Source organism: Salmonella sp. SAL04214 (assembly GCF_046550615.1).
Taxonomy (GTDB): Bacteria; Pseudomonadota; Gammaproteobacteria; order Enterobacterales; family Enterobacteriaceae; genus Salmonella; species Salmonella enterica.
In genome coordinates, this window is the sequence record NZ_JBGDXT010000002.1 from 325,167 (window position 1) to 345,730 (window position 20,564).

Here is a 20,564-nt window from a genome sequence, read left to right on the forward strand (position 1 = left end):
CTATTTTCCACCCTTCAGAGGTCACATTCACTGTGACTATATTCATCTACAATTGCGTGTATCATAGATGTTTTGCCCACTATGGGCGACCAGGAGCCAGTACGATTGAGCAAAAATAAACTCTCCAAAGGCCAGCAGCGCCGTGTGAACGCCAATCACCAGCGTCGTTTAAAAACGTCCGCGGAGAAAGCCGACTACGATGACAACCTGTTTGGCGAGCCTGCAGAAGGTATCGTCATTAGCCGTTTTGGTATGCATGCCGATGTGGAGTCTGCTGACGGCGAGGTTCACCGCTGCAATATCCGCCGCACTATCCGTTCGCTGGTGACGGGCGATCGCGTCGTCTGGCGTCCGGGCAAAGCCGCCGCAGAGGGCGTCAACGTAAAAGGCATCGTTGAAGCGGTGCATGAGCGCACCTCGGTATTGACGCGCCCGGACTTCTACGACGGCGTGAAGCCTATTGCCGCCAACATTGACCAAATCGTTATCGTCTCCGCGATTTTGCCGGAGCTGTCGCTGAATATCATCGATCGCTATCTGGTCGGCTGTGAAACCCTACAGGTTGAGCCGCTTATCGTACTCAATAAAATTGATCTGCTGGACGACGAAGGTATGGACTTCGTTAATGAGCAGATGGATATCTACCGCAATATCGGCTATCGCGTGCTGATGGTCTCCAGCCATACGCAGGATGGTCTGAAACCGCTGGAAGAGGCGTTAACCGGTCGCATCAGTATTTTTGCCGGGCAGTCCGGCGTCGGAAAATCCAGTCTGCTAAACGCTCTGCTCGGCTTACAGAACGAGATTCTGACGAACGATGTGTCGAATGTCTCCGGTCTGGGTCAACATACCACTACCGCTGCTCGTCTGTATCATTTCCCGCATGGCGGCGATGTCATTGATTCCCCCGGCGTGCGCGAGTTCGGCTTATGGCATCTGGAGCCGGAACAAATCACCCAGGGCTTTGTCGAATTTCATGACTATTTGGGACATTGCAAATACCGGGACTGCAAGCATGACGCCGATCCAGGCTGCGCCATTCGCGAAGCGGTAGAGAACGGCGCTATTGCGGAAACCCGTTTCGAAAATTATCACCGAATTCTTGAAAGTATGGCGCAGGTAAAAACGCGTAAAAACTTTTCTGATACGGACGACTGACAGATACGCTAGGCGTCGTTAGAATCGTCCCCCTTTTTTCAGGATACCGGTATAACTGCCGGTTCAGGAACAACAATGGCCTGGAGGCTACCTTGTTAAACTCATTTAAACTTTCGCTACAATACATTCTGCCGAAACTATGGCTCACTCGCCTGGCGGGCTGGGGCGCAAGCAAACGAGCAGGATGGCTGACAAAACTGGTTATCGATCTCTTCGTAAAGTATTACAAAGTCGATATGACCGAGGCGCAAAAACCGGATACCGCCAGCTATCGTACGTTCAATGATTTCTTTGTTCGTCCGCTGCGTGATGACGTGCGTCCGCTCAATACCGATCCTAACATCCTGGTGATGCCTGCCGACGGCGTGATAAGCCAGTTGGGTCGTATCGAAGAAGATAAAATTTTGCAGGCCAAAGGCCATAATTACAGCCTTGAGGCGTTGCTGGCGGGTAACTACCTGATGGCGGATAAGTTCCGCAACGGCACGTTTGTAACCACTTACCTCTCCCCTCGCGACTACCATCGCGTGCATATGCCATGCAACGGCATCCTGCGCGAAATGATCTACGTACCGGGCGATCTGTTCTCCGTTAACCATCTGACCGCGCAAAACGTCCCCAACCTGTTTGCCCGCAACGAGCGCGTTATCTGTCTGTTTGATACCGAGTTCGGTCCTATGGCGCAAATTCTGGTCGGCGCAACTATTGTCGGCAGTATCGAAACCGTCTGGGCGGGGACCATTACCCCGCCGCGCGAAGGCATCATCAAGCGCTGGACCTGGCCAGAAGGCGAACATGAAGGGTCTGTCGCCTTGTTGAAAGGCCAGGAGATGGGGCGCTTTAAACTGGGTTCCACGGTCATCAACTTATTTGCGCCGGGGAAAGTGAATCTGATCGCGTCGCTGGCAAGCCTGTCCGTTACCAAAATTGGCCAACCGCTGGCGACGTCGACCGAAACATTCGTCGCGCCGGAGGTAGAACCTGCTCCGCTGCCGGCAGAAGAAATTAAAGCCGAACACGACGCCAGCCCGCTGGTTGACAATAAAAAAGACGACACCTAATCAAGAGAGAATGCTGACGTGCGCCTGATTATCGCTTTTCTGATGGCCTGGTGCCTCAGCACGGGGGCGTTCGCCGCAACGGCCCCCGACGCCAAACAAATCACGCAGGAACTGGAGCAGGCAAAAGCGGCGAAGCCCGCTCAGCCGGAAGCCGTTGAGGCGCTCCAGACTGCGTTAAACGCGCTTGAAGAGCGAAAAGGCTCGCTTGAGCGCGCGAAACAATATCAACACGTTATTGATAATTTCCCTAAGCTATCCGCCACCTTGCGCGCCCAGTTGAATAATCTGCGCGATGAACCTCGCAGCGTACCGCCAGAGATGTCCACCGAAGCGTTAAATCAGGAGATCTTGCAGGTTAGCAGCCAGCTACTGGATAAAACCCGCGAGGCGCAACAGGAGCAGGAGCGCGTCAGGGAGATCGCCGACTCGCTCAGCCAGCTTCCCCAACAGCAAAACGACGCCCGCCGCCAGCTTAATGAGATTGAGCGACGGCTCGGCGCCGCAGGCGGAAGTGCCGCGCTTAGCCAGGCGCAAAGTCTCAGTATGCAGGCGGAGTCCGCCAAACTAAAAGCGTTAGTCGACGAACTGGAGTTGGCGCAACTGTCCGCCAACAACCGGCAGGAACTGGCTCGTCTGCGTTCCGAGCTGGCGGAAAAACAGAGTCAGCAATTGGATGCGTATCTTCAGGCGCTGCGCAATCAGCTCAATAGCCTGCGCCAACGTGAAGCGGAACGCGCGCTGGAAAGCACTGAGCTGCTGGCGGAAAACAGCGCCGGTTTGCCGGAAGGCATCGTCGAACAATTTAAAGTCAACCGCGAGCTGTCACAGGCGCTTAATCAACAAGCGCAGCGGATGGATCTGGTCGCCTCGCAGCAGCGACAGGCCACCAGCCAAACGTTACAGGTGCGCCAGGCGCTCAATACGCTGCGGGAGCAGTCGCAATGGCTTGGCGTGTCCAACATGCTTGGCGAAGCGCTGCGCGCGCAGGTCGCCCGTCTGCCAGAGATGCCTAAGCCGCAGCAGCTTGATACGGAAATGGCGCAGCTACGCGTTCACCGAATGCGCTATGAAGAGTTACTCAATAAGCAGCCGCAGCTACGGCAAATACGTCAGGCCAATGGACAGCCGCTGACCGCCGAGCAAAACCAGATTCTTGACGCCCAGCTTCGCACTCAGCGCGAGCTGCTCAACTCGTTGTTACAGGGCGGCGATACGCTGATCCTGGAGCTGACCAAACTGAAAGTCTCCAACAGCCAACTGGAGGATGCGCTTAAAGAGGTTAATGAAGCGACCCACCGTTATCTGTTCTGGACCGCTGACGTTAGCCCGCTATCGCTCTCCTGGCCTGTTGATTTGGTTCAGGATTTACGCCGGCTTATCTCATTAGATACGTTTAATCAGTTAGGTAAAGCCAGCATCATGATGCTGACCAGCAAAGAGACGCTACTGCCGTTATTCGGCGCGCTGGCGCTGGTCGGGTTTAGCCTCTATTCACGCCAACACTTCAACCGGTTCCTTGAGCGCTCGGCCTCGCGCGTCGGGAAAGTCACCCAGGATCACTTCTCGCTGACGCTGCGAACGGTGTTCTGGTCGATTCTGGTCGCCTCGCCGCTGCCCGTCTTGTGGGCGACGCTCGGTTATGGTCTACAGGAAGCCTGGCCGTATCCGCTGGCCGTCGCCATCGGCGATGGCGTGACGGCGACAGTACCGCTGTTGTGGGTAGTCATGATTTGCGCCGCTTTTGCCCGTCCTAATGGCCTGTTTGTGGCGCATTTCGGCTGGCCGCGAAACCGGGTAGCGAAAGCGATGCGCTACTACCTGATGAGCATTGGGCTGATCGTGCCGCTCATTATGGCAGTGATCATGTTTGATAATCTTAACGATCGGGAGTTTTCCGGCTCGTTGGGCCGCCTTTGCTTCATCCTGATATGCGGCGCGCTGGCGCTGGTCACGCTGAGTCTGAAAAAAGCAGGCATCCCGCTCTATCTTGATAAAGAAGGCAACGGCGACAACATGGTCAACAGCCTGCTGTGGAATATGCTGATGGGCGCGCCGCTTATCGCGATTCTGGCGGCGGCGGTGGGTTATCTGGCCACGGCACAGGCGCTACTGGCGAGACTGGAAACCTCGGTCGCTATCTGGTTCCTGTTGCTGGTCATTTATCACGTCATTCGCCGCTGGATGCTGATCCAACGACGCCGACTGGCTTTTGACCGCGCCAAACATCGTCGGGCGGAAATGCTGGCGCAGCGCGCGCGCGGCGAAGAAGAACCGGCGCACTCCTCCAGCCTGGAAGGCGCGGTCGACATCGATGAAAGTGAAATCGATCTTGACGCTATTAGCGCTCAGTCGCTGCGTCTGGTCCGCTCAATTCTGATGCTTATCGCCCTGCTATCGGTAATTGTACTGTGGTCGGAAATCCACTCGGCATTCGGCTTCCTGGAGAATATTTCGCTGTGGGATGTCACCTCTACGGTGCAAGGCGTGGAAAGCCTGGAGCCGATTACCCTCGGGGCGGTGCTCATTGCGATTCTGGTCTTTATCATCACCACGCAGTTGGTGCGTAATCTGCCTGCGCTGCTGGAACTGGCGTTATTACAGCATCTCGATTTAACGCCTGGTACCGGTTACGCCATCACGACCATCACCAAATATCTGTTAATGCTAATTGGCGGGCTGGTCGGTTTCTCGATGATCGGCATTGAGTGGTCGAAGCTACAATGGCTGGTGGCCGCGCTCGGCGTTGGGCTTGGTTTTGGCCTGCAAGAAATTTTCGCTAACTTTATCTCCGGCCTGATTATTTTGTTTGAAAAGCCGATTCGTATCGGCGATACGGTGACCATTCGCGATCTCACCGGCAGCGTGACCAAAATCAATACCCGCGCCACCACCATCAGCGACTGGGATCGTAAAGAGATTATCGTGCCGAATAAAGCCTTTATCACCGAACAGTTTATCAACTGGTCGCTGTCTGACTCCGTTACGCGCGTGGTGTTAACCATCCCGGCACCGGCGGATGCCAATAGCGAAGAGGTGACGCAAATTCTGCTGACGGCGGCGCAGCGCTGTTCTTTGGTGCTTGATAACCCGCCGCCTGAAATCTTTCTGGTGGATCTCCAGCAGGGTATTCAGATTTTCGAACTGCGTATCTATGCCGCGGAAATGGGACACCGTATGCCATTACGCCATGAGATCCACCAATTGATTCTGGCTGGCTTCCGCGAGCACGGTATTGATATGCCGTTCCCGCCGTTCCAGATGCGTCTGGAGAGCCTCGGCGGTAAACAAACGGGGAGAACGTTAACGTCAGCGGGTAAAACCAGCCGCCCGGCGGGCAGTTTGTAAACGCAATGGCGCCGGATGACGCTAAAAGACTCGATGACATAGGCTTATCAGGTCTTTTAGCATAGATCACACACAAAACTGATAGCGCAAGAAGAATTGCCAGGACCAGTAAGCAAATATCACCAACGCGACACAGTACAAAAACCAACTACGTATTTTCTTATACACAGTAACGTAAAAAAACGGGAAAAACAGGGGCAGCGTCATCATCGCGCCAAAACCTCTGGAATCATCATTTTCGACAGTTCTCATCACATCACAAATGTTGTTTATCCCACTCTCGCCAATCATCCACTCTTTATCCAGGACTGAAAATACAGCGATGAGTGGGATAGCCAGTAAAATCCAGATAGCGCACAATGCAAACATTTTCGGACTCATTATAAATATCCTTTTCATAAAGCCGATGAGCTAACGCTATCCGGACAAAGATTACTCCGCCGCCCACTCCGGATCGGCGCTCATGCGGCTGCTGTAATTCTGATAAATCGCCATCGCCAGCAGCGAGAAGAAGATCGGGCCGCCGATCATCCACAAGGCGCTGTCCCAATCCCCAGCTTCAATCACCGGCTGGATGATGGTAAAGACGTTGGCAAACGTCACCACCAGCACCACAACACCCGTCGCGACCAGGGTAGAGGCTTTGGTTTTAAAGAGAACAAATGGCCGCTCCAGATCCTGACGCGCTTTAAAGAAGGGAAATGCCAGCGCAAGGAACAGGTATGGCAAGGTCATTGAGACGTTCGCCATCAGCGTGAGTTTGTTATAAAACGCCGATGCGGTGTCACCGCCAAAAGAGACCAGCAAAATAAACAGACTCACCAGCACGCACTGTAGCCACATAGCGGTCGCCGGCATACCGTTAGCGTTCAGTGTCGTCATCGGCGCGGGCCACAACGCTTTTGGCGTCCCCTGAATAATGGCTTTCAGCGGTGAATAGCTCAACGTAAAAAACGCGCCGGTATAAGCCAGAAACATAGAAAGGCCGGTGATACGCGCAAACCAGACGCCCACCGTCATCGCTGCGTCCGGAGAAAGGTTTAACGCGTTACCTAATGTCGTGCCTAAACTCGACATCAAAATGTAGGTGATATTCCCTAAGTTAACGGCGCTATTACTTAATATCTGTTGCCAGTTAGTGCTGACGCCCCATAAAAAGATCGCCAAAGAATAACCAATTGAAATCACAATAGCCGCGAAAACAATACCTTTCGCAAAATTCTTTTCCGGTTTCTCGGTTTTATCCACCAGTCCGCCGACAGCCTCAATACCGCCGTAAGCAAAAATAGCAAATACCACAAATGACAACATTGCCAGGCCGGAGTGATAACCCGGATTCGGTGACGAGGTAAAATTAATTTCTTGTGCAAAATGCCCACCATTTAATAACAAAATAGCGACACTCACTAACAATAAAACTAAATTAAGACACATTACGGCAATACCTCCGACCGCCGTAATTCGCGCAATTTTATTGATCCCTCTGGCGGCGACACACGTCACCAGAATCATCCAGCCAACGGCGAGCAGCCCGACAACCTGCGTAGGCTCAAGCCCCGCAATACGCCAGTGCTGCGTCATATCGGCGCCAAAAACAAAAGTAGAAAACGGTACCCAAATTTTTGCCGCCGTACTTACCATCCATATGACATACGATGAAAACCACATAAACGTGCCAATAAACGCATAACGCGGCCCCACGCTATTATTCATCCACGAATAGATCCCGCCCTCTTCTTTGCGATAAGCGGAACCCATTTCAGCCATCATCAAGGCGAATGGAATAAAAAACAGCAAGGCAGAAAATATATACCACGGGATTGCGCTATACCCCATTAAATAAAACGCCGACGGGCTATTCGCAAAACCAAAAACAGAAGTAAAAATCATCAGGATAAGCCCAATAAGGCTCATCTTTTTTATCGTGTGGGTCATTCAACCATCCCTTACGCTCGAGCGCGTTTGCCAGACGCCGCTCACCGATTGACGCCGCCTTCTTTTTTACAAAGGTCAGCGATAAAAAAATCAACACAGGATTGATACCTAAATGGCATCAAAGTTCCAGCCTTATGTTGTGGCAAATAGAGGATAATTGAAAAAATATGCTACAAAATGGCGCTTATTGCGCCATTTTATCTCGCGAAAGAGTGAATTTCAGATTTACGCCCGATCGACCGTAAAAGCAATCACGTCCGCCAGGCTTTCTGCTCCCAGCGCCAGCATCACCAGACGATCAACACCCAGCGCCACGCCGGAACAATCCGGTAGACCGGCGGCCAGCGCATCCAGTAGATTTTGGTCAATCGGCTGCTGCGGCAGACCGCGCGCGGCGCGCTTACGATTGTCCTGTTCAAAGCGCTGTTGTTGCTCACGTGCGTCCGTCAGTTCGTGGAAACCATTCGCCAGCTCAATACCTTTGTAGTACACCTCAAAGCGCTCGGCAACGCGATGATCCTCGGTACTGATTTGTGCCAGCGATGCCTGACTTGCCGGAAAGTGATAAATAAAGGTCGGCTTTTCTTTACCTATATGCGGCTCAACCCCCATCGTGAACAGCAGTTGCAGCAACGTATCACGGTCTTCTTCCGTATCGGCGATATTGCTTAAATCAAGCTTTGCCGCCGCCTCACGCAGTTGCGTTTTATCTGCTGATAACGGGTCAATCTCCAGATGGCGCTGAAACGCCTGTTGATAGGAGAGACTTTCCGCAGGTTGACAATCCAGCACTTGCTGAAGCAAATCATCCACTTCATTCATCAGGCGGTACATATCGTAATGCGGGCGATACCACTCCAGCATGGTGAATTCCGGATTATGATGTCGTCCCATCTCTTCATTACGGAAACTGCGGCATAGCTGGAAAACCGGACCGCACCCTGCCGCCAGCAGGCGTTTCATATGGTATTCCGGACTGGTCATTAAATAGAGGTTCATCCCCTGGGAATGGCCAGGTCCGACGAAACGCGTTTCGAACGGGAACAGATGAATGTCTGTGACCGTCGCCTGACTCATGCAGGGCGTCTCAACCTCAAGCACTCCACGATCGGCAAAGAAACGACGGATTTCCGCCATAATCGCCGCACGTTTTAATAAATTGGGGATGGACGCGCTCGGCTGCCAGGTTGCCGTTTCGCTCATGATTCTTTCTCCAGTTTAAGACAAGGTCACGAAGTCTACTCGCAACGCGCGGGCGAAACAAATTTTGCGCAGGCGTATCGGGCGCCTTCTGGAGGGTAAAAAAAGTGATTTCAGATGGTTTAGTAATTAAATTAATCAAAATCAATGATAATTCATCCCTCTGATACGCTAAAAAAATCGAACACGTCAAATTTCCCTGACATCCCTGAGACTATACTGTTGTACCCATAAAGGAGCAGTGGAAACGCATTCATACTTCGCAGAACCCAGAGGCTTTATCTGGCTGCGCGAGGGTGAAATTACAATAATCTGGAGGAATGTCGTGCAAACCTTTCAAGCCGATCTTGCCATTATAGGCGCCGGTGGCGCGGGATTACGTGCTGCAATTGCTGCCGCACAGGCGAATCCCAATGCTAAAATCGCACTGATCTCAAAAGTGTACCCGATGCGCAGCCACACCGTCGCTGCCGAAGGGGGTTCAGCCGCTGTCGCCCAGGATCATGACAGCTTTGACTACCATTTTCACGATACGGTAGCAGGCGGAGACTGGCTGTGTGAGCAGGATGTCGTGGATTACTTTGTCCACCATTGTCCCACTGAGATGACGCAGCTGGAGCAATGGGGCTGCCCGTGGAGCCGCCGTCCGGACGGTAGCGTTAACGTGCGTCGCTTCGGTGGTATGAAAATCGAGCGTACCTGGTTCGCCGCGGATAAAACCGGCTTCCATATGCTGCATACCCTGTTCCAGACTTCCCTGCAGTTCCCACAAATCCAGCGCTTTGACGAACATTTTGTGCTGGATATTCTGGTTGATGACAACCATGCGCGCGGCCTGGTGGCAATGAACATGATGGAAGGCACGCTGGTGCAAATCCGCGCCAACGCCGTGGTCATGGCGACAGGCGGCGCAGGCCGCGTATACCGCTATAACACCAACGGCGGCATCGTCACCGGCGACGGGATGGGCATGGCGCTGAGCCACGGCGTTCCGCTGCGTGATATGGAATTCGTTCAGTATCACCCGACCGGCCTGCCAGGTTCCGGTATCCTGATGACCGAAGGTTGCCGCGGCGAAGGCGGTATTCTGGTCAATAAAAATGGCTACCGTTACCTGCAAGACTACGGCATGGGCCCCGAAACGCCGCTGGGCGAGCCGAAAAACAAATATATGGAACTGGGGCCACGCGACAAAGTATCCCAGGCTTTCTGGCACGAATGGCGTAAAGGCAACACCATCTCCACGCCGCGCGGCGATGTGGTTCACCTCGACCTGCGTCATCTCGGCGAGAAGAAACTGCATGAACGTCTGCCGTTCATTTGCGAACTGGCGAAAGCCTATGTCGGCGTCGATCCGGTTAAAGAACCGATTCCAGTACGTCCGACCGCGCACTACACCATGGGCGGCATTGAAACCGACCAGAACTGTGAAAGCCGTGTCAAAGGGCTGTTTGCCGTTGGCGAATGCTCCTCTGTTGGCCTGCATGGCGCGAACCGCCTCGGTTCCAACTCGCTGGCGGAACTGGTGGTGTTTGGTCGTCTGGCTGGCGAACAAGCAATGGAACGCGCTGCGACGGCAGGTGCCGCAAATAGCGCCGCGCTCGACGCCCAGGTTGCCGATATTGAACAACGTCTGAAAAATCTGGTGAACCAGGAAGGCAACGAAAACTGGTCGAAGATCCGCGATGAGATGGGTCTGTCTATGGAAGAAGGTTGCGGTATTTACCGTACCCCGGAACTGATGCAGAAAACCATTGATAAACTGGCCGAGCTTCAGGAACGTTTCAAGCGCGTACGTATCTCCGATACCTCCAGCGTGTTCAACACTGACCTGCTGTATACCATTGAACTGGGTCATGGTCTGAACGTCGCCGAATGTATGGCGCACTCTGCGCTGGCGCGTAAAGAGTCCCGCGGCGCGCATCAGCGTCTGGATGAAGGCTGTACCGAGCGCGACGATGTGAACTTCCTCAAGCACACCCTCGCCTTCCGCGATGCTGATGGCACGACCCGTCTGGAATACAGCGACGTGAAAATCACCACCCTGCCGCCAGCCAAACGTGTTTACGGCGGTGAAGCGGAAGCAGCCGATAAGAAGGAGAAGGCGAATGGCTGAGATGAAAAACCTGAAAGTTGAGGTGGTGCGCTATAACCCGGAAACCGATACCGCGCCGCACAGTGCTTTCTATGAAGTTCCTTATGATGAAACAACATCGCTACTGGACGCGTTGGGCTACATCAAAGATAACCTGTCGCCAGACCTGAGCTACCGCTGGTCCTGCCGTATGGCGATCTGCGGCTCTTGCGGCATGATGGTCAACAACGTCCCTAAACTGGCGTGTAAAACCTTCCTGCGCGATTACACCAACGGTATGAAGGTGGAAGCGCTGGCGAACTTCCCGATTGAGCGCGATCTGGTTGTCGATATGACGCACTTTATCGAAAGCCTGGAAGCGATTAAACCGTACATTATTGGCAACTCTCGCACGCCAGATCAGGGGCCGAATGTCCAGACCCCGGCGCAAATGGCGAAGTATCACCAGTTCTCCGGTTGCATCAACTGTGGTCTGTGCTACGCCGCGTGCCCGCAGTTCGGTCTGAATCCTGAGTTTATCGGACCGGCTGCGATTACGCTGGCGCATCGCTATAACGAAGATAGCCGCGATCACGGTAAGAAGGAGCGTATGGCGCAGTTGAACAGTCCGAACGGCGTATGGACCTGTACTTTCGTGGGCTACTGCTCCGAAGTCTGTCCAAAACATGTCGATCCGGCTGCGGCCATTCAGCAGGGTAAAGTGGAAAGCTCGAAAGACTTTCTTATCGCCACCCTGAAACCACGCTAAGGAGTGCAACATGACGACTAAACGCAAACCCTATGTGCGGCCGATGACGTCCACCTGGTGGAAAAAACTGCCGTTTTATCGCTTTTATATGCTGCGCGAAGGCACAGCGGTGCCGGCAGTCTGGTTCAGTATTGAACTGATTTTCGGTCTGTTTGCGCTCAAACACGGCGCGGAATCCTGGATGGGATTCGTCGGCTTTTTACAAAACCCGGTGGTAGTGATCTTAAACCTGATCACCCTGGCGGCCGCGCTGCTGCACACCAAAACCTGGTTTGAACTGGCGCCGAAGGCGGCCAATATCATTGTAAAAGACGAAAAAATGGGGCCAGAGCCAATCATCAAAGGGCTTTGGGTGGTCACTGCGGTAGTCACCGTAGTCATTCTGTATGTTGCCCTGTTCTGGTAAGGAGTCCCGGATGATTAATCCAAACCCAAAACGTTCTGATGAACCCGTATTCTGGGGACTGTTTGGCGCAGGCGGTATGTGGGGCGCGATCATCGCGCCGGTGATCGTGCTACTGGTTGGCATCATGCTGCCGCTGGGGCTATTTCCGGGCGATGCCCTGAGTTTTGAGCGCGTACTGACGTTCGCCCAAAGCTTTATTGGTCGCGTTTTTCTGTTCCTGATGATCGTGCTGCCGCTATGGTGTGGCCTACACCGTATGCACCACGCGATGCATGACCTGAAAATCCACGTGCCCGCGGGCAAATGGGTCTTCTACGGTCTGGCGGCAATCCTGACCGTTGTGACGGCGATTGGCGTTATCACTCTCTAAGTTGCCACGACGCCCTCCTATCTACCCGATAAGAGGGCGTTTTTTCTTTTCCTGCCTCTCATTTTCCCGCCAGGTTCTACACTTAGAAAAAACACTGGAAGGAAAAACGCTATGCGCTTGCTGCCCGTCGTTGCTGCGGTTACTGCGGCATTTTTGGTTGTCGCCTGTAGTTCACCTACCCCGCCTAAAGGCGTTACCGTGGTAAATAACTTTGATGCCAAACGTTACCTCGGCACCTGGTATGAGATCGCACGCCTCGATCATCGATTTGAACGTGGACTGGAACAAGTCACGGCCACCTATAGTCTGCGTGACGATGGCGGGATTAATGTCATCAATAAAGGCTATAACCCGGATCGGGGAATGTGGCAAAAAACAGAAGGCAAAGCGTATTTTACCGGTAGTCCAAACCGCGCCGCGCTCAAGGTCTCTTTTTTCGGCCCGTTCTACGGCGGCTATAACGTGATTGCGCTTGACCGGGAATACCGTCATGCGCTGGTGTGCGGCCCGGATCGCGACTATCTGTGGATACTCTCTCGCACGCCAACGCTTTCTGAGGAAATAAAACAGCAAATGCTGGCCGTCGCGACCCGGGAGGGGTTTGACGTCAATAAATTAATTTGGGTAAAACAATCAGGTTCGTAGCAATATCAGCGACGAATTAATGCGCACTGAGTTTTAGCCCAATGATACCCGCGACGATCAAGCCAAGACTGAGCAAACGCGCCGGTGAGGCAGACTCGCCCAGCAGAAGGATACCGGTGATTGCCGCCCCGACGGCGCCGATGCCGGTCCAGATGGCGTACGCCGTTCCAACGGGCAGCGTTTTCATTGCCCAGGAAAGTAACGCCATACTGATAACCATGGCCGTAATGGTGATAATACTGGGGGTCAGACGAGAAAAACCGTGGGTATACTTCAGGCCGACAGCCCATACCACTTCAAGTAAACCAGCGATTAATAGAATGATCCAGGACATAGCAGGCTCCAGATAATTAATGGGGCCGTCCCCGGTGAGAATAGCGTTTACAGGTCGTCCTGTAACGTATACGGATGAAAAGCCATTTTTGCCTGAGAGAAAATGAATTTCAACCTTTTTATTTTTTTCCGTCTAAAGGCGGGAATTGGCCCTTTTAAGCCGCGTAGTTTTCGCATTTAGCGCCCACAGGAGTTCTCTATGATGGAACGCCTTCTGGGAAAGAAAGTGCTTTACTACTTCCGGGTGCAAAAAACTATGTTGAAAATTTTAGTGATAGACCGATGCCACTTTACCCGTACGGGCATGGAGGCCTGGCTTAATCACACTGATGTGCTCAGTTCTTCACTGCTGGTATCCGGGATGAATAACCTTATACTGGCGAAAGAACATATTCTGCAATGGAAGCCCCATCTGGTTATCGCTGATTTATATGGTTTTCTCAACGATGCCTTACCCGAGCAGCCTATCAATGCATTTTTTGCCGCCTGCAGGATGACGCCGTTGGTATTATTACAGTCAGGGAATATGCCGTACAGACCGCAATATGCCAGTCATGCGGTGTTATCTAAACACACGCCTTTACATGAGCTTGCACAACGAATTAAAGGAGCGCTATATACTCATCCACTGCAGGAAGCGCCGGAAAGCGCCACGCCATTGCTCTCTCCGCAGGAGGAAAAAGTGCTCGCGATGTGGACGGAAGGCACCAGCAATAAAGAGATTGCGTATGCGCTTGGCATTCACGGGAAAACGGTTTACACCTATAAGCGTAATATCCGTATGAAACTTCATATGGATAACCGGTATTCTCCCTTTCTTATGCTTCCGGAGAAAATCGATTAACGGTACGACGCCATGCCGTACCGTTGATGATTACTGCTGAGCTCTGGTTGCAGCGCCAGAGATCGCACTACCACCGTCCGAGATATCCTCGCCCACGCCGCGCGTGGTATTACAAGCAGTTAATACAGTGGAAAGTACCAAAACAGAAAAGATCGCTGCAATTGTCTTTTTAACCATAATGTCTTCCTTTTCTAGCCAATGTTGTTTGTGTATAGCAACTTAATAATAGACAACATCCCAGAAAATGACGGGCGATCGACTAATTTTAGGAAGACGAGAAGCGATTAGCTGGCTGCGCGGGAGATGGCGTGGCCAAGATGCTGAATATCTTCGCCGAAGCCGCGGGCGGTATTACATGCCGTTAATAATGTGCCGGTAAGAAGAACCAGCGCGACAAGGCCGATAAAGCGTTTCATCATTGAGGCGCGAAAAATAGGATGGCGCAGCATACGCTGCACCATTTTTCCCGATAACGTAAATTATTTTACGCGGGATACGTATTCGCCGGAACGGGTATCGACTTTGATCACTTCGCCAATCTGCACGAACAGCGGAACTTTAACCACTGCGCCAGTAGACAGCGTGGCTGGTTTGCCGCCAGTACCTGCGGTATCGCCCTTCAGACCTGGGTCGGTATCAACAATTTCCAGTTCAACAAAGTTCGGCGGAGTAACAGAGATAGGCTGACCGTTCCACAGGGTCACGATGCATTCCGCCTGATCCAACAGCCATTTTGCGTTGTCGCCGATAGCCTTGGCATCTGCAGACAGCTGCTCGAAGGTTTCGTTGTTCATGAAATGCCAGAACTCACCGTCGTTGTACAGGTAAGTCAGGTTCATATCGACTACATCCGCGCCTTCTGCGGAATCGGTCGATTTGAAGGTTTTCTCAACGCGCGTGCCGGTCAGCAGACGGCGCAGCTTAACGCGGGCAAACGCCTGGCCTTTACCCGGTTTCACGAATTCACTGGATTCAACCGCATAAGGTTCGCCATCCAACATGATTTTAAGACCGGAACGAAAATCGTTGCTATAGTAAGTCGCCATAAGGCCCTCTGAAATTGTTAACTGGTAGCTAAGCCACAAAATGGCGCATATTGTAACCCTAAATACCCCATTGCGAGAAGATTGGTTAGCGCAACTTGCCGATGTTGTGACCAATCCCGACGAACTGCTGCATCTTTTACAGATTGAAGCTGATGAAAACCTCCGGGCAGGACAGGACGCCAGGCGCTTGTTTGCCCTCCGCGTGCCGCGCGCTTTTATTGCGCGCATGGAGAAGGGCAACCCTGACGATCCTCTTTTACGTCAAGTGCTGACGTCCCGGGATGAATTTATTGTCGCCCCCGGTTTCTCCACCGACCCGCTGGAAGAGCAACACAGCGTGGTGCCAGGATTATTGCATAAATACCAAAACCGGGCGCTATTGCTGGTAAAAGGCGGATGTGCGGTAAATTGCCGCTACTGTTTCCGTCGTCACTTCCCATATGCGGAGAATCAAGGCAATAAGCGCAACTGGACAGTCGCGCTGGAGTATATCGCCGCACACCCGGAACTGGATGAGATCATCTTTTCCGGCGGCGATCCGCTGATGGCGAAAGATCATGAGCTGGACTGGCTGCTCACGCAACTGGAAGCCATTAAGCACGTCAAGCGGCTACGCATCCACAGTCGGTTGCCTATCGTCATCCCGGCACGCATTACTGACGAACTGGTCGCCCGCTTTGACCAGTCACGTCTGCAAATTTTGTTGGTGAACCATATCAACCACGCTAATGAAGTGGACGAGGCGTTCTGCCTGGCGATGAAAAAACTGCGCCACGTGGGCGTCACGCTTCTCAACCAGAGCGTCCTGCTGCGTGGCGTGAATGATAACGCGCAAACGCTGGCGAATCTGAGCAACGCGCTATTTGACGCCGGCGTGATGCCCTATTACCTGCATGTGCTGGATAAAGTGCAGGGCGCCGCGCATTTTATGGTCACCGATGACGAAGCCCGGCAAATCATGCGCGAACTGCTCACGCTGGTATCCGGCTATATGGTGCCAAGACTGGCGCGTGAAATCGGCGGCGAACCGAGCAAAACACCGCTGGATTTACAGCTTCGGCAGTGCTAATCCTCGCGGGCGCGTCAGGGACGACGAAAAATATTACCGCGCAATATCACGAGGAGATTCCCCCGCGATTCTCCTCACCCTCTGGCGACGATAAACTAACCTTCGTTAAATACACCTTCCCGGTCCTCTCTTTTCAATAAAGTCCGTTTTAGGACTCGCTTAGCGTGTACTGCATTTTCGAATTATACTGGTTCTCCTTTTTATAGGACGGCATAAACAATTTATATATCAAATACATTGCAGTAAAACATTTAATTATTTTATATTTGTGGAGAATTGACATGGCCTTAACGATTAAGGGACTAAATACCGGCGTTATTCGTCACAATGATAAGTTTATCGCGCTGGCGCTTAAGGTGAAGTCACTGAGAAATAAAGAAACACTGCTTTTCTTTCCTGTGCTCGCGCTGCGAGACTTGTTGATCGGCCTTGAACACCGGCTTTATTTACAACACTCGCTTCCGGAACAAGAGCAGGAAAAACGCCAGAAAGCCAAAAGCAGTCATGTGCTTAAAATGCATGAGAATATTCCGGCAATACTCCGTGAAGAGCTGGAAAACGCCGATGTTAATCAGCGTGTTGAATCTTTAGCGTTGAGCGATAATACAGAAAAAGTATTAACCTTTACGTTAAAGCTGCACAATGGTAGCCATCTTGATTTACAGGTCGGTGAGTGGCAGGTTGAAGTTCTGGTGATGGCTATTATTCACGCCATTAATAATGCCGAAATGCGTGAGCTCGCATTGCGTATTTCTTCAATGCTGGACTTTTTACCATTATACGATGCTGACTGCCTGGAAAACGGTAATATCGAATTCGATACCTATAATCAGCCTGACTGGAAACATAATCTGTATAACCATTATTTAGCGCTCGTTTATCGTTATACGGATGAGGCAGGACAATCGCATGATTGCGGCACCATCATTAAGACCCGTAGTCAGTCAGGCTCTAAAGAAGCTGAAGCGATATCACGCCGCTTGCTGAATTTCAGCCCGCGTCTTAAAAAGCTGGAAGGAAAACCGTGTAAGGTTTATGTCAGAACGCTTGGAACCGGTAAAGCAGCGCGTCTGACGCAAGATCAATGCATGCGCGCGTTGCATAATCTACGCATGGCGTCATCGCAGGAAAAACGCTAACCATATCGCCCTCTGAATCTTTCAGAGGGCGTTACGATTCAGACATATCAGTTCGGACATTTATAAACCTGGCCGTTCATCTCGCTGGCCGTCGGGACAAAACTGGACAACATGCCCTGTGACGGACTACTTACGCCATACAGCACGTTTCCACCCATCGCGGCCGCCTGATTACGCAGATCGTTCGCTGCGCCACGCATTGAGCCACCCTCTTCGCCGTGCTGGCCTGAAAACCAGTTACTCTGTTTACCGGTTGCCGTACCAATTAGCTGGCATTCCGCGCCTGGCTTATCTTCGACAAAGCGTACATTTTGGCCGGCAGCGGTGAGTTCGTTGCTGGAGCTACAACCCGCCATCAGCAGCGCGGCGCCAACGATCCCTGCTAAATATTTCACGTGCATGTTATTCCCCATAATCAATGAGCTGGACGTTTTGTCCGTATCTGAATCTTATACTAAAAAGATGACTAAAAGAAAAACCCCCGGTCATTTCTGCCCGGGGGTTTCTCAATTCTGGGAGATAAGCACCCAAATCATTCTGGTTGCAGGAAGGCGGTAATCCCCAGTCACTTACTCAAGGAAGTGACTGGGGTTAGCCAACGCATCTGCAGCCTGAAGGATGCAGGGTATGGGCAATGTCGGGTAGCAGCAGCGCATTACTGCGCCGCCGCCCCCTAAGAACCGTACGAGCGAGTTTCCCCGCATACGGCTCAAGCCTTAATAAGTTCAACCGACGGGTTGAACCGGCAGCGATGGTTAGTTTTTATCCTTGGGTGGACATGGATCATTACCGTATGAATCTTTAGCACGGATTTTTCCATCTCGCCCATGAATAACCAATTCGCTTTCTTGGTTCTTCGCGATCTTCCTTGCAGCATCAATAGCTTCTTGCTGTGTTGCATGGTGCGAAGTGTCCTTAGTGTTGTTTTCACCACGAACTGCCCAACCATCATCCCGTTTCACTACATGTTGATCTTTACCCATGATTACAACTCCATCCTCCAACCAGATAATTACCTAGTATCCTCTGGAGAATAGAGAGGGATACAGGTTGTCATTCCATCCATAACGTACAACTCAACCTATATGAATTCCCTATTAAAATTGGGGTTAGATACCTCAACTTCAACTCCTAATCATAAGAATTATTAACATGCCACTGGATGTGACAACCCGGATGCAGCATCACCAGATTCTCAAGCTCGTCACCGCCGCCCAGATGCTTCTGGTGCTTATGGTGAACGTGCCAGCCTGTCCCCGTTGTGATTAACTGGTTACAGAGCGGGCAGCGTTTTTCCTGCCTGAGCCAGAGCGCCAGCAACTTCTTCCTACCCTGCATGGTTTCCTTCCAGTGACGCTCAAGGCGCTGCTCGAAGTACAGTTCCCATTCAGGCAGATAAGGGTTAGCTTCCGCCTTTATCTTAGTGTGTCGTTTAATAACGGTGTCTTTTGCCCAGACCAGTGTTACCGGATTTTCCTTATCCTCCCGCCATTGAAACACCCAACGCCGGTTATTCACCGTATGAAAGTATTTAGCCTTCACCCAGCGTTTGTAGCGGTTTTTATGCCGCCTGCAACACCAGCGCCAGAGCAGCTTCCAGACACGGTAATCCACATAGCTGAACGTTTCTTTCGCCACCACATGCCGGTGATAGTTCGCCCAGCCCCGCAATACCGGGTTGAGCTGATGTATCAGCCAGTCCTGCGGCTGCGTCGGATGACGCTTCACGATGTCCCTCACTTTTGCCAGAAACGTTCGCAGATTCTTACGGGAAGGCTTTATCAGCATTTTCCCGCGATACTTGCGCACGTTCTGGCCGAGGAAGTCAAAACCCTGCTCAATATGCGTTATCACCGTTTTCTCCGGCGACAATTGCAGCCCCCGTTCCGCCATAAAGGCTTCAACGAGAGGTTTGACTTCATTTTCCAGCAGCTCTTGCGAGATACCAGTGATGATAAAGTCATCCGCGTAACGCACATAGTTGACCTTGGTCTTATAGCTGGCTTTGGTGTTTTTCACCCCAAATCGGGATGCAAGCACCGCTTCCAGTCCATCAAGCGCCATATTGGCCAACACCGGCGAGATGATGCCGCCCTGAGGCGTTCCCGCACCGGTTGCATGGTAATGACCAGATTCCATGTAGCCTGCCTTCAGCCATTTACCCAGCACCTGCTTATCCATCGGAATATGCGAGAGTAACCAGTCATGACTGATGTTATCAAAGCACCCTTTGATGTCGCCCTCCAGCACCCACTGCGCCGAGTTGCCCCGGCTGAGCGCTACAAAGCACTGTTCAATAGCGTCCGCCGTTGAACGCATCGGACGAAAACCATAACTGTTGCGGTCGGCTGTCGTTTCCGATACGGGTTCCAGCGCCAGCAGATATAACGCCTGCATGGCCCTGTCTCTCATAGTCGGTATCCCGAGCGGACGCAACTTGCCGTTCGACTTCGGGATATACACCCGCCGCAGCGGTTTAGGGTGATATCCGGTTCTCTTCATATCGAAGATGGCCTCCCATTTGGTTTTCGGGGTACTCCATAACTTTCCATCCACTCCGGGGGTATCCTTGCCCCGGTTTTCCGTGACTCGCCTGACCGCTAATGCCTTAGCCGCCAGCGAACGGGTCAGCATTCGTTGCAGCGCTTTTACCCGCCGCCACTCCTGCTGAAGCGCTGCCTTCGCAATGCGTACCTGTAGCTTTCTCACCGCTTCTGAGGTTTTACGCCAGTTAATGGCGTGCCACCTTTCCGGGCGGGAAGACGCAGATACCGCCTGCGATTCAACTCGCGTTTCGGTATTCACCTTGCTATCCTCCTGAATGCTCTGTCGAGAGCACCCTGAGGACGAACGTGGATTCCCCCCGAGGGAGAAATCACGTTTCGCCCCTCGGGGTTTTACATTCAATAAGCTTTACAAGCCTTATTACGATTTAAGACCAGTTGGAAGTCTGCCCCGTTTCCGGTGAGGCCCTGTTTCATGCCTCTATCCACGCCATTACAGCGCAGCGTTTGCTTTTTCCAACCTCCCTTACCCGCATACCCAACAGTTCGCCTTGCGACTCCCCTGCCTCAACGAGGCGAATATACGGGCTTACCGAGTTCCGTACAGATGACACGTATCGGTTAGGTTCTGCCTATCCACCGGTGGCGCTCATATCAGCGTATCCC

General features: G+C 52.3%; 21 protein-coding genes. 11 read left to right on the forward strand and 10 right to left on the reverse strand.

Annotation, left to right across the window (positions count from 1 at the left end; translation table 11 throughout):
• The first annotated feature begins 105 nt into the window (after positions 1-105).
• The 3 genes from rsgA (at position 106) to mscM (ending at position 5,564) form a co-directional block, all read left to right on the forward strand.
• Entirely contained in the window at positions 106-1,158 is a 1,053-nt protein-coding gene (gene rsgA / locus ACLJQD_RS04765; protein ID WP_000041945.1) for a small ribosomal subunit biogenesis GTPase RsgA, read from the forward strand.
• Between the two features lie 92 nt (positions 1,159-1,250).
• Positions 1,251-2,219, forward strand: coding sequence for an archaetidylserine decarboxylase (gene asd / locus ACLJQD_RS04770; protein ID WP_000934949.1), 969 nt, complete (start codon positions 1,251-1,253; stop codon positions 2,217-2,219).
• Positions 2,220-2,237: 18 nt separating this feature from the next.
• The gene (gene mscM, locus ACLJQD_RS04775; RefSeq protein WP_001236755.1) at positions 2,238-5,564 is read left to right on the forward strand and encodes a miniconductance mechanosensitive channel MscM; all 3,327 of its coding nucleotides are present in this window, start codon (positions 2,238-2,240) and stop codon (positions 5,562-5,564) included.
• Between the two features lie 66 nt (positions 5,565-5,630).
• On the opposite strand, the gene ACLJQD_RS04780 is transcribed toward mscM, so the two are convergent.
• From ACLJQD_RS04780 to epmA, 3 genes are all read right to left on the reverse strand, one after another.
• Entirely contained in the window at positions 5,631-5,945 is a 315-nt protein-coding gene (locus ACLJQD_RS04780; RefSeq protein WP_000074655.1) for a YjeO family protein, read from the reverse strand.
• 51 nt (positions 5,946-5,996) lie between these two features.
• On the reverse strand, positions 5,997-7,499 hold the full coding sequence (gene yjeM / locus ACLJQD_RS04785; protein WP_000149872.1) for a glutamate/gamma-aminobutyrate family transporter YjeM: 1,503 nt from the start codon (positions 7,497-7,499) through the stop codon (positions 5,997-5,999).
• A gap of 225 nt (positions 7,500-7,724) precedes the next feature.
• Positions 7,725-8,702 (reverse strand): elongation factor P--(R)-beta-lysine ligase, encoded by a 978-nt coding sequence (epmA, locus tag ACLJQD_RS04790; RefSeq protein WP_000004797.1) that lies wholly within the window; start codon positions 8,700-8,702, stop codon positions 7,725-7,727.
• Between the two features lie 322 nt (positions 8,703-9,024).
• On the opposite strand from epmA, the gene frdA reads away from it, so the two are divergent.
• The 5 genes from frdA (at position 9,025) to ACLJQD_RS04815 (ending at position 12,963) form a co-directional block, all read left to right on the forward strand.
• Complete coding sequence (frdA, locus tag ACLJQD_RS04795) at positions 9,025-10,815, forward strand: fumarate reductase (quinol) flavoprotein subunit (protein ID WP_001192952.1); 1,791 nt, start codon at positions 9,025-9,027, stop codon at positions 10,813-10,815.
• Positions 10,808-11,542 (forward strand): fumarate reductase iron-sulfur protein, encoded by a 735-nt coding sequence (gene frdB / locus ACLJQD_RS04800; RefSeq protein ID WP_000829509.1) that lies wholly within the window; start codon positions 10,808-10,810, stop codon positions 11,540-11,542. Before frdA ends, frdB begins: the two co-directional genes overlap by 8 nt.
• 10 nt (positions 11,543-11,552) lie before the next feature.
• Entirely contained in the window at positions 11,553-11,948 is a 396-nt protein-coding gene (gene frdC / locus ACLJQD_RS04805; protein ID WP_000208749.1) for a fumarate reductase subunit FrdC, read from the forward strand.
• Positions 11,949-11,958: 10 nt separating this feature from the next.
• Positions 11,959-12,318, forward strand: coding sequence for a fumarate reductase subunit FrdD (gene frdD, locus ACLJQD_RS04810; protein WP_000609650.1), 360 nt, complete (start codon positions 11,959-11,961; stop codon positions 12,316-12,318).
• Between the two features lie 111 nt (positions 12,319-12,429).
• Positions 12,430-12,963, forward strand: coding sequence for a lipocalin family protein (locus ACLJQD_RS04815; protein ID WP_001238398.1), 534 nt, complete (start codon positions 12,430-12,432; stop codon positions 12,961-12,963).
• A 16-nt stretch (positions 12,964-12,979) separates the two neighbouring features.
• Here ACLJQD_RS04815 and sugE read toward each other — a convergent pair whose 3' ends face one another.
• Positions 12,980-13,297: a quaternary ammonium compound efflux SMR transporter SugE gene (sugE, locus tag ACLJQD_RS04820; RefSeq protein ID WP_000118469.1), complete on the reverse strand. Its 318-nt coding sequence runs from the start codon at positions 13,295-13,297 to the stop codon at positions 12,980-12,982.
• Between the two features lie 255 nt (positions 13,298-13,552).
• Here sugE and ACLJQD_RS04825 point away from each other — a divergent pair, with 255 nt between their 5' ends.
• A complete protein-coding gene (locus ACLJQD_RS04825; RefSeq protein ID WP_000912959.1) occupies positions 13,553-14,140 on the forward strand; it encodes a helix-turn-helix transcriptional regulator in 588 nt (195 codons plus the stop codon).
• Between the two features lie 30 nt (positions 14,141-14,170).
• Here the strand turns inward: ACLJQD_RS04825 and ecnB are convergent, their stop codons facing one another.
• The 3 genes from ecnB to efp form a co-directional block, all read right to left on the reverse strand.
• Entirely contained in the window at positions 14,171-14,317 is a 147-nt protein-coding gene (gene ecnB, locus ACLJQD_RS04830; protein WP_000239598.1) for a lipoprotein toxin entericidin B, read from the reverse strand.
• Between the two features lie 107 nt (positions 14,318-14,424).
• Positions 14,425-14,559, reverse strand: coding sequence for an entericidin A/B family lipoprotein (locus ACLJQD_RS04835; RefSeq protein WP_000977686.1), 135 nt, complete (start codon positions 14,557-14,559; stop codon positions 14,425-14,427).
• A 60-nt stretch (positions 14,560-14,619) separates the two neighbouring features.
• Positions 14,620-15,186 (reverse strand): elongation factor P, encoded by a 567-nt coding sequence (gene efp, locus ACLJQD_RS04840; RefSeq protein WP_000257282.1) that lies wholly within the window; start codon positions 15,184-15,186, stop codon positions 14,620-14,622.
• 40 nt (positions 15,187-15,226) lie between these two features.
• Between efp and epmB the strand changes: the two genes are divergently transcribed.
• On the forward strand, positions 15,227-16,255 hold the full coding sequence (epmB, locus tag ACLJQD_RS04845) for an EF-P beta-lysylation protein EpmB (protein ID WP_017441214.1): 1,029 nt from the start codon (positions 15,227-15,229) through the stop codon (positions 16,253-16,255).
• 281 nt (positions 16,256-16,536) lie between these two features.
• Positions 16,537-17,394 (forward strand): YjeJ family protein, encoded by an 858-nt coding sequence (locus ACLJQD_RS04850; protein ID WP_017441215.1) that lies wholly within the window; start codon positions 16,537-16,539, stop codon positions 17,392-17,394.
• Positions 17,395-17,441: 47 nt separating this feature from the next.
• On the opposite strand, the gene ACLJQD_RS04855 is transcribed toward ACLJQD_RS04850, so the two are convergent.
• The 3 genes from ACLJQD_RS04855 to ltrA form a co-directional block, all read right to left on the reverse strand.
• The gene (locus ACLJQD_RS04855; protein WP_000558210.1) at positions 17,442-17,795 is read right to left on the reverse strand and encodes a DUF4156 domain-containing protein; all 354 of its coding nucleotides are present in this window, start codon (positions 17,793-17,795) and stop codon (positions 17,442-17,444) included.
• 354 nt (positions 17,796-18,149) lie between these two features.
• A complete protein-coding gene (locus tag ACLJQD_RS04860) occupies positions 18,150-18,377 on the reverse strand; it encodes a DUF2188 domain-containing protein (RefSeq protein WP_017441216.1) in 228 nt (75 codons plus the stop codon).
• A 148-nt stretch (positions 18,378-18,525) separates the two neighbouring features.
• Complete coding sequence (ltrA, locus tag ACLJQD_RS04865) at positions 18,526-20,199, reverse strand: group II intron reverse transcriptase/maturase (RefSeq protein ID WP_017441217.1); 1,674 nt, start codon at positions 20,197-20,199, stop codon at positions 18,526-18,528.
• Positions 20,200-20,564 lie beyond the last annotated feature (365 nt).

What these genes read in the sequence shown, in the direction of transcription:
- ACLJQD_RS04860 (WP_017441216.1), bottom strand. Translation starts at nt 18,377, where the DNA reads ATGGGTAAAGATCAACATGTAGTGAAACGGGATGATGGTTGGGCAGTT.
- ACLJQD_RS04855 (WP_000558210.1), bottom strand. Translation starts at nt 17,795, where the DNA reads ATGCACGTGAAATATTTAGCAGGGATCGTTGGCGCCGCGCTGCTGATG.
- ACLJQD_RS04835 (WP_000977686.1), bottom strand. Translation starts at nt 14,559, where the DNA reads ATGATGAAACGCTTTATCGGCCTTGTCGCGCTGGTTCTTCTTACCGGC.
- ACLJQD_RS04825 (WP_000912959.1), top strand. Translation starts at nt 13,553, where the DNA reads ATGTTGAAAATTTTAGTGATAGACCGATGCCACTTTACCCGTACGGGC.
- frdB (WP_000829509.1), top strand. Translation starts at nt 10,808, where the DNA reads ATGGCTGAGATGAAAAACCTGAAAGTTGAGGTGGTGCGCTATAACCCG.
- yjeM (WP_000149872.1), bottom strand. Translation starts at nt 7,499, where the DNA reads ATGACCCACACGATAAAAAAGATGAGCCTTATTGGGCTTATCCTGATG.
- ecnB (WP_000239598.1), bottom strand. Translation starts at nt 14,317, where the DNA reads ATGGTTAAAAAGACAATTGCAGCGATCTTTTCTGTTTTGGTACTTTCC.
- epmB (WP_017441214.1), top strand. Translation starts at nt 15,227, where the DNA reads ATGGCGCATATTGTAACCCTAAATACCCCATTGCGAGAAGATTGGTTA.
- epmA (WP_000004797.1), bottom strand. Translation starts at nt 8,702, where the DNA reads ATGAGCGAAACGGCAACCTGGCAGCCGAGCGCGTCCATCCCCAATTTA.
- ACLJQD_RS04815 (WP_001238398.1), top strand. Translation starts at nt 12,430, where the DNA reads ATGCGCTTGCTGCCCGTCGTTGCTGCGGTTACTGCGGCATTTTTGGTT.
- frdD (WP_000609650.1), top strand. Translation starts at nt 11,959, where the DNA reads ATGATTAATCCAAACCCAAAACGTTCTGATGAACCCGTATTCTGGGGA.
- frdC (WP_000208749.1), top strand. Translation starts at nt 11,553, where the DNA reads ATGACGACTAAACGCAAACCCTATGTGCGGCCGATGACGTCCACCTGG.
- efp (WP_000257282.1), bottom strand. Translation starts at nt 15,186, where the DNA reads ATGGCGACTTACTATAGCAACGATTTTCGTTCCGGTCTTAAAATCATG.
- ACLJQD_RS04850 (WP_017441215.1), top strand. Translation starts at nt 16,537, where the DNA reads ATGGCCTTAACGATTAAGGGACTAAATACCGGCGTTATTCGTCACAAT.
- ACLJQD_RS04780 (WP_000074655.1), bottom strand. Translation starts at nt 5,945, where the DNA reads ATGAGTCCGAAAATGTTTGCATTGTGCGCTATCTGGATTTTACTGGCT.
- sugE (WP_000118469.1), bottom strand. Translation starts at nt 13,297, where the DNA reads ATGTCCTGGATCATTCTATTAATCGCTGGTTTACTTGAAGTGGTATGG.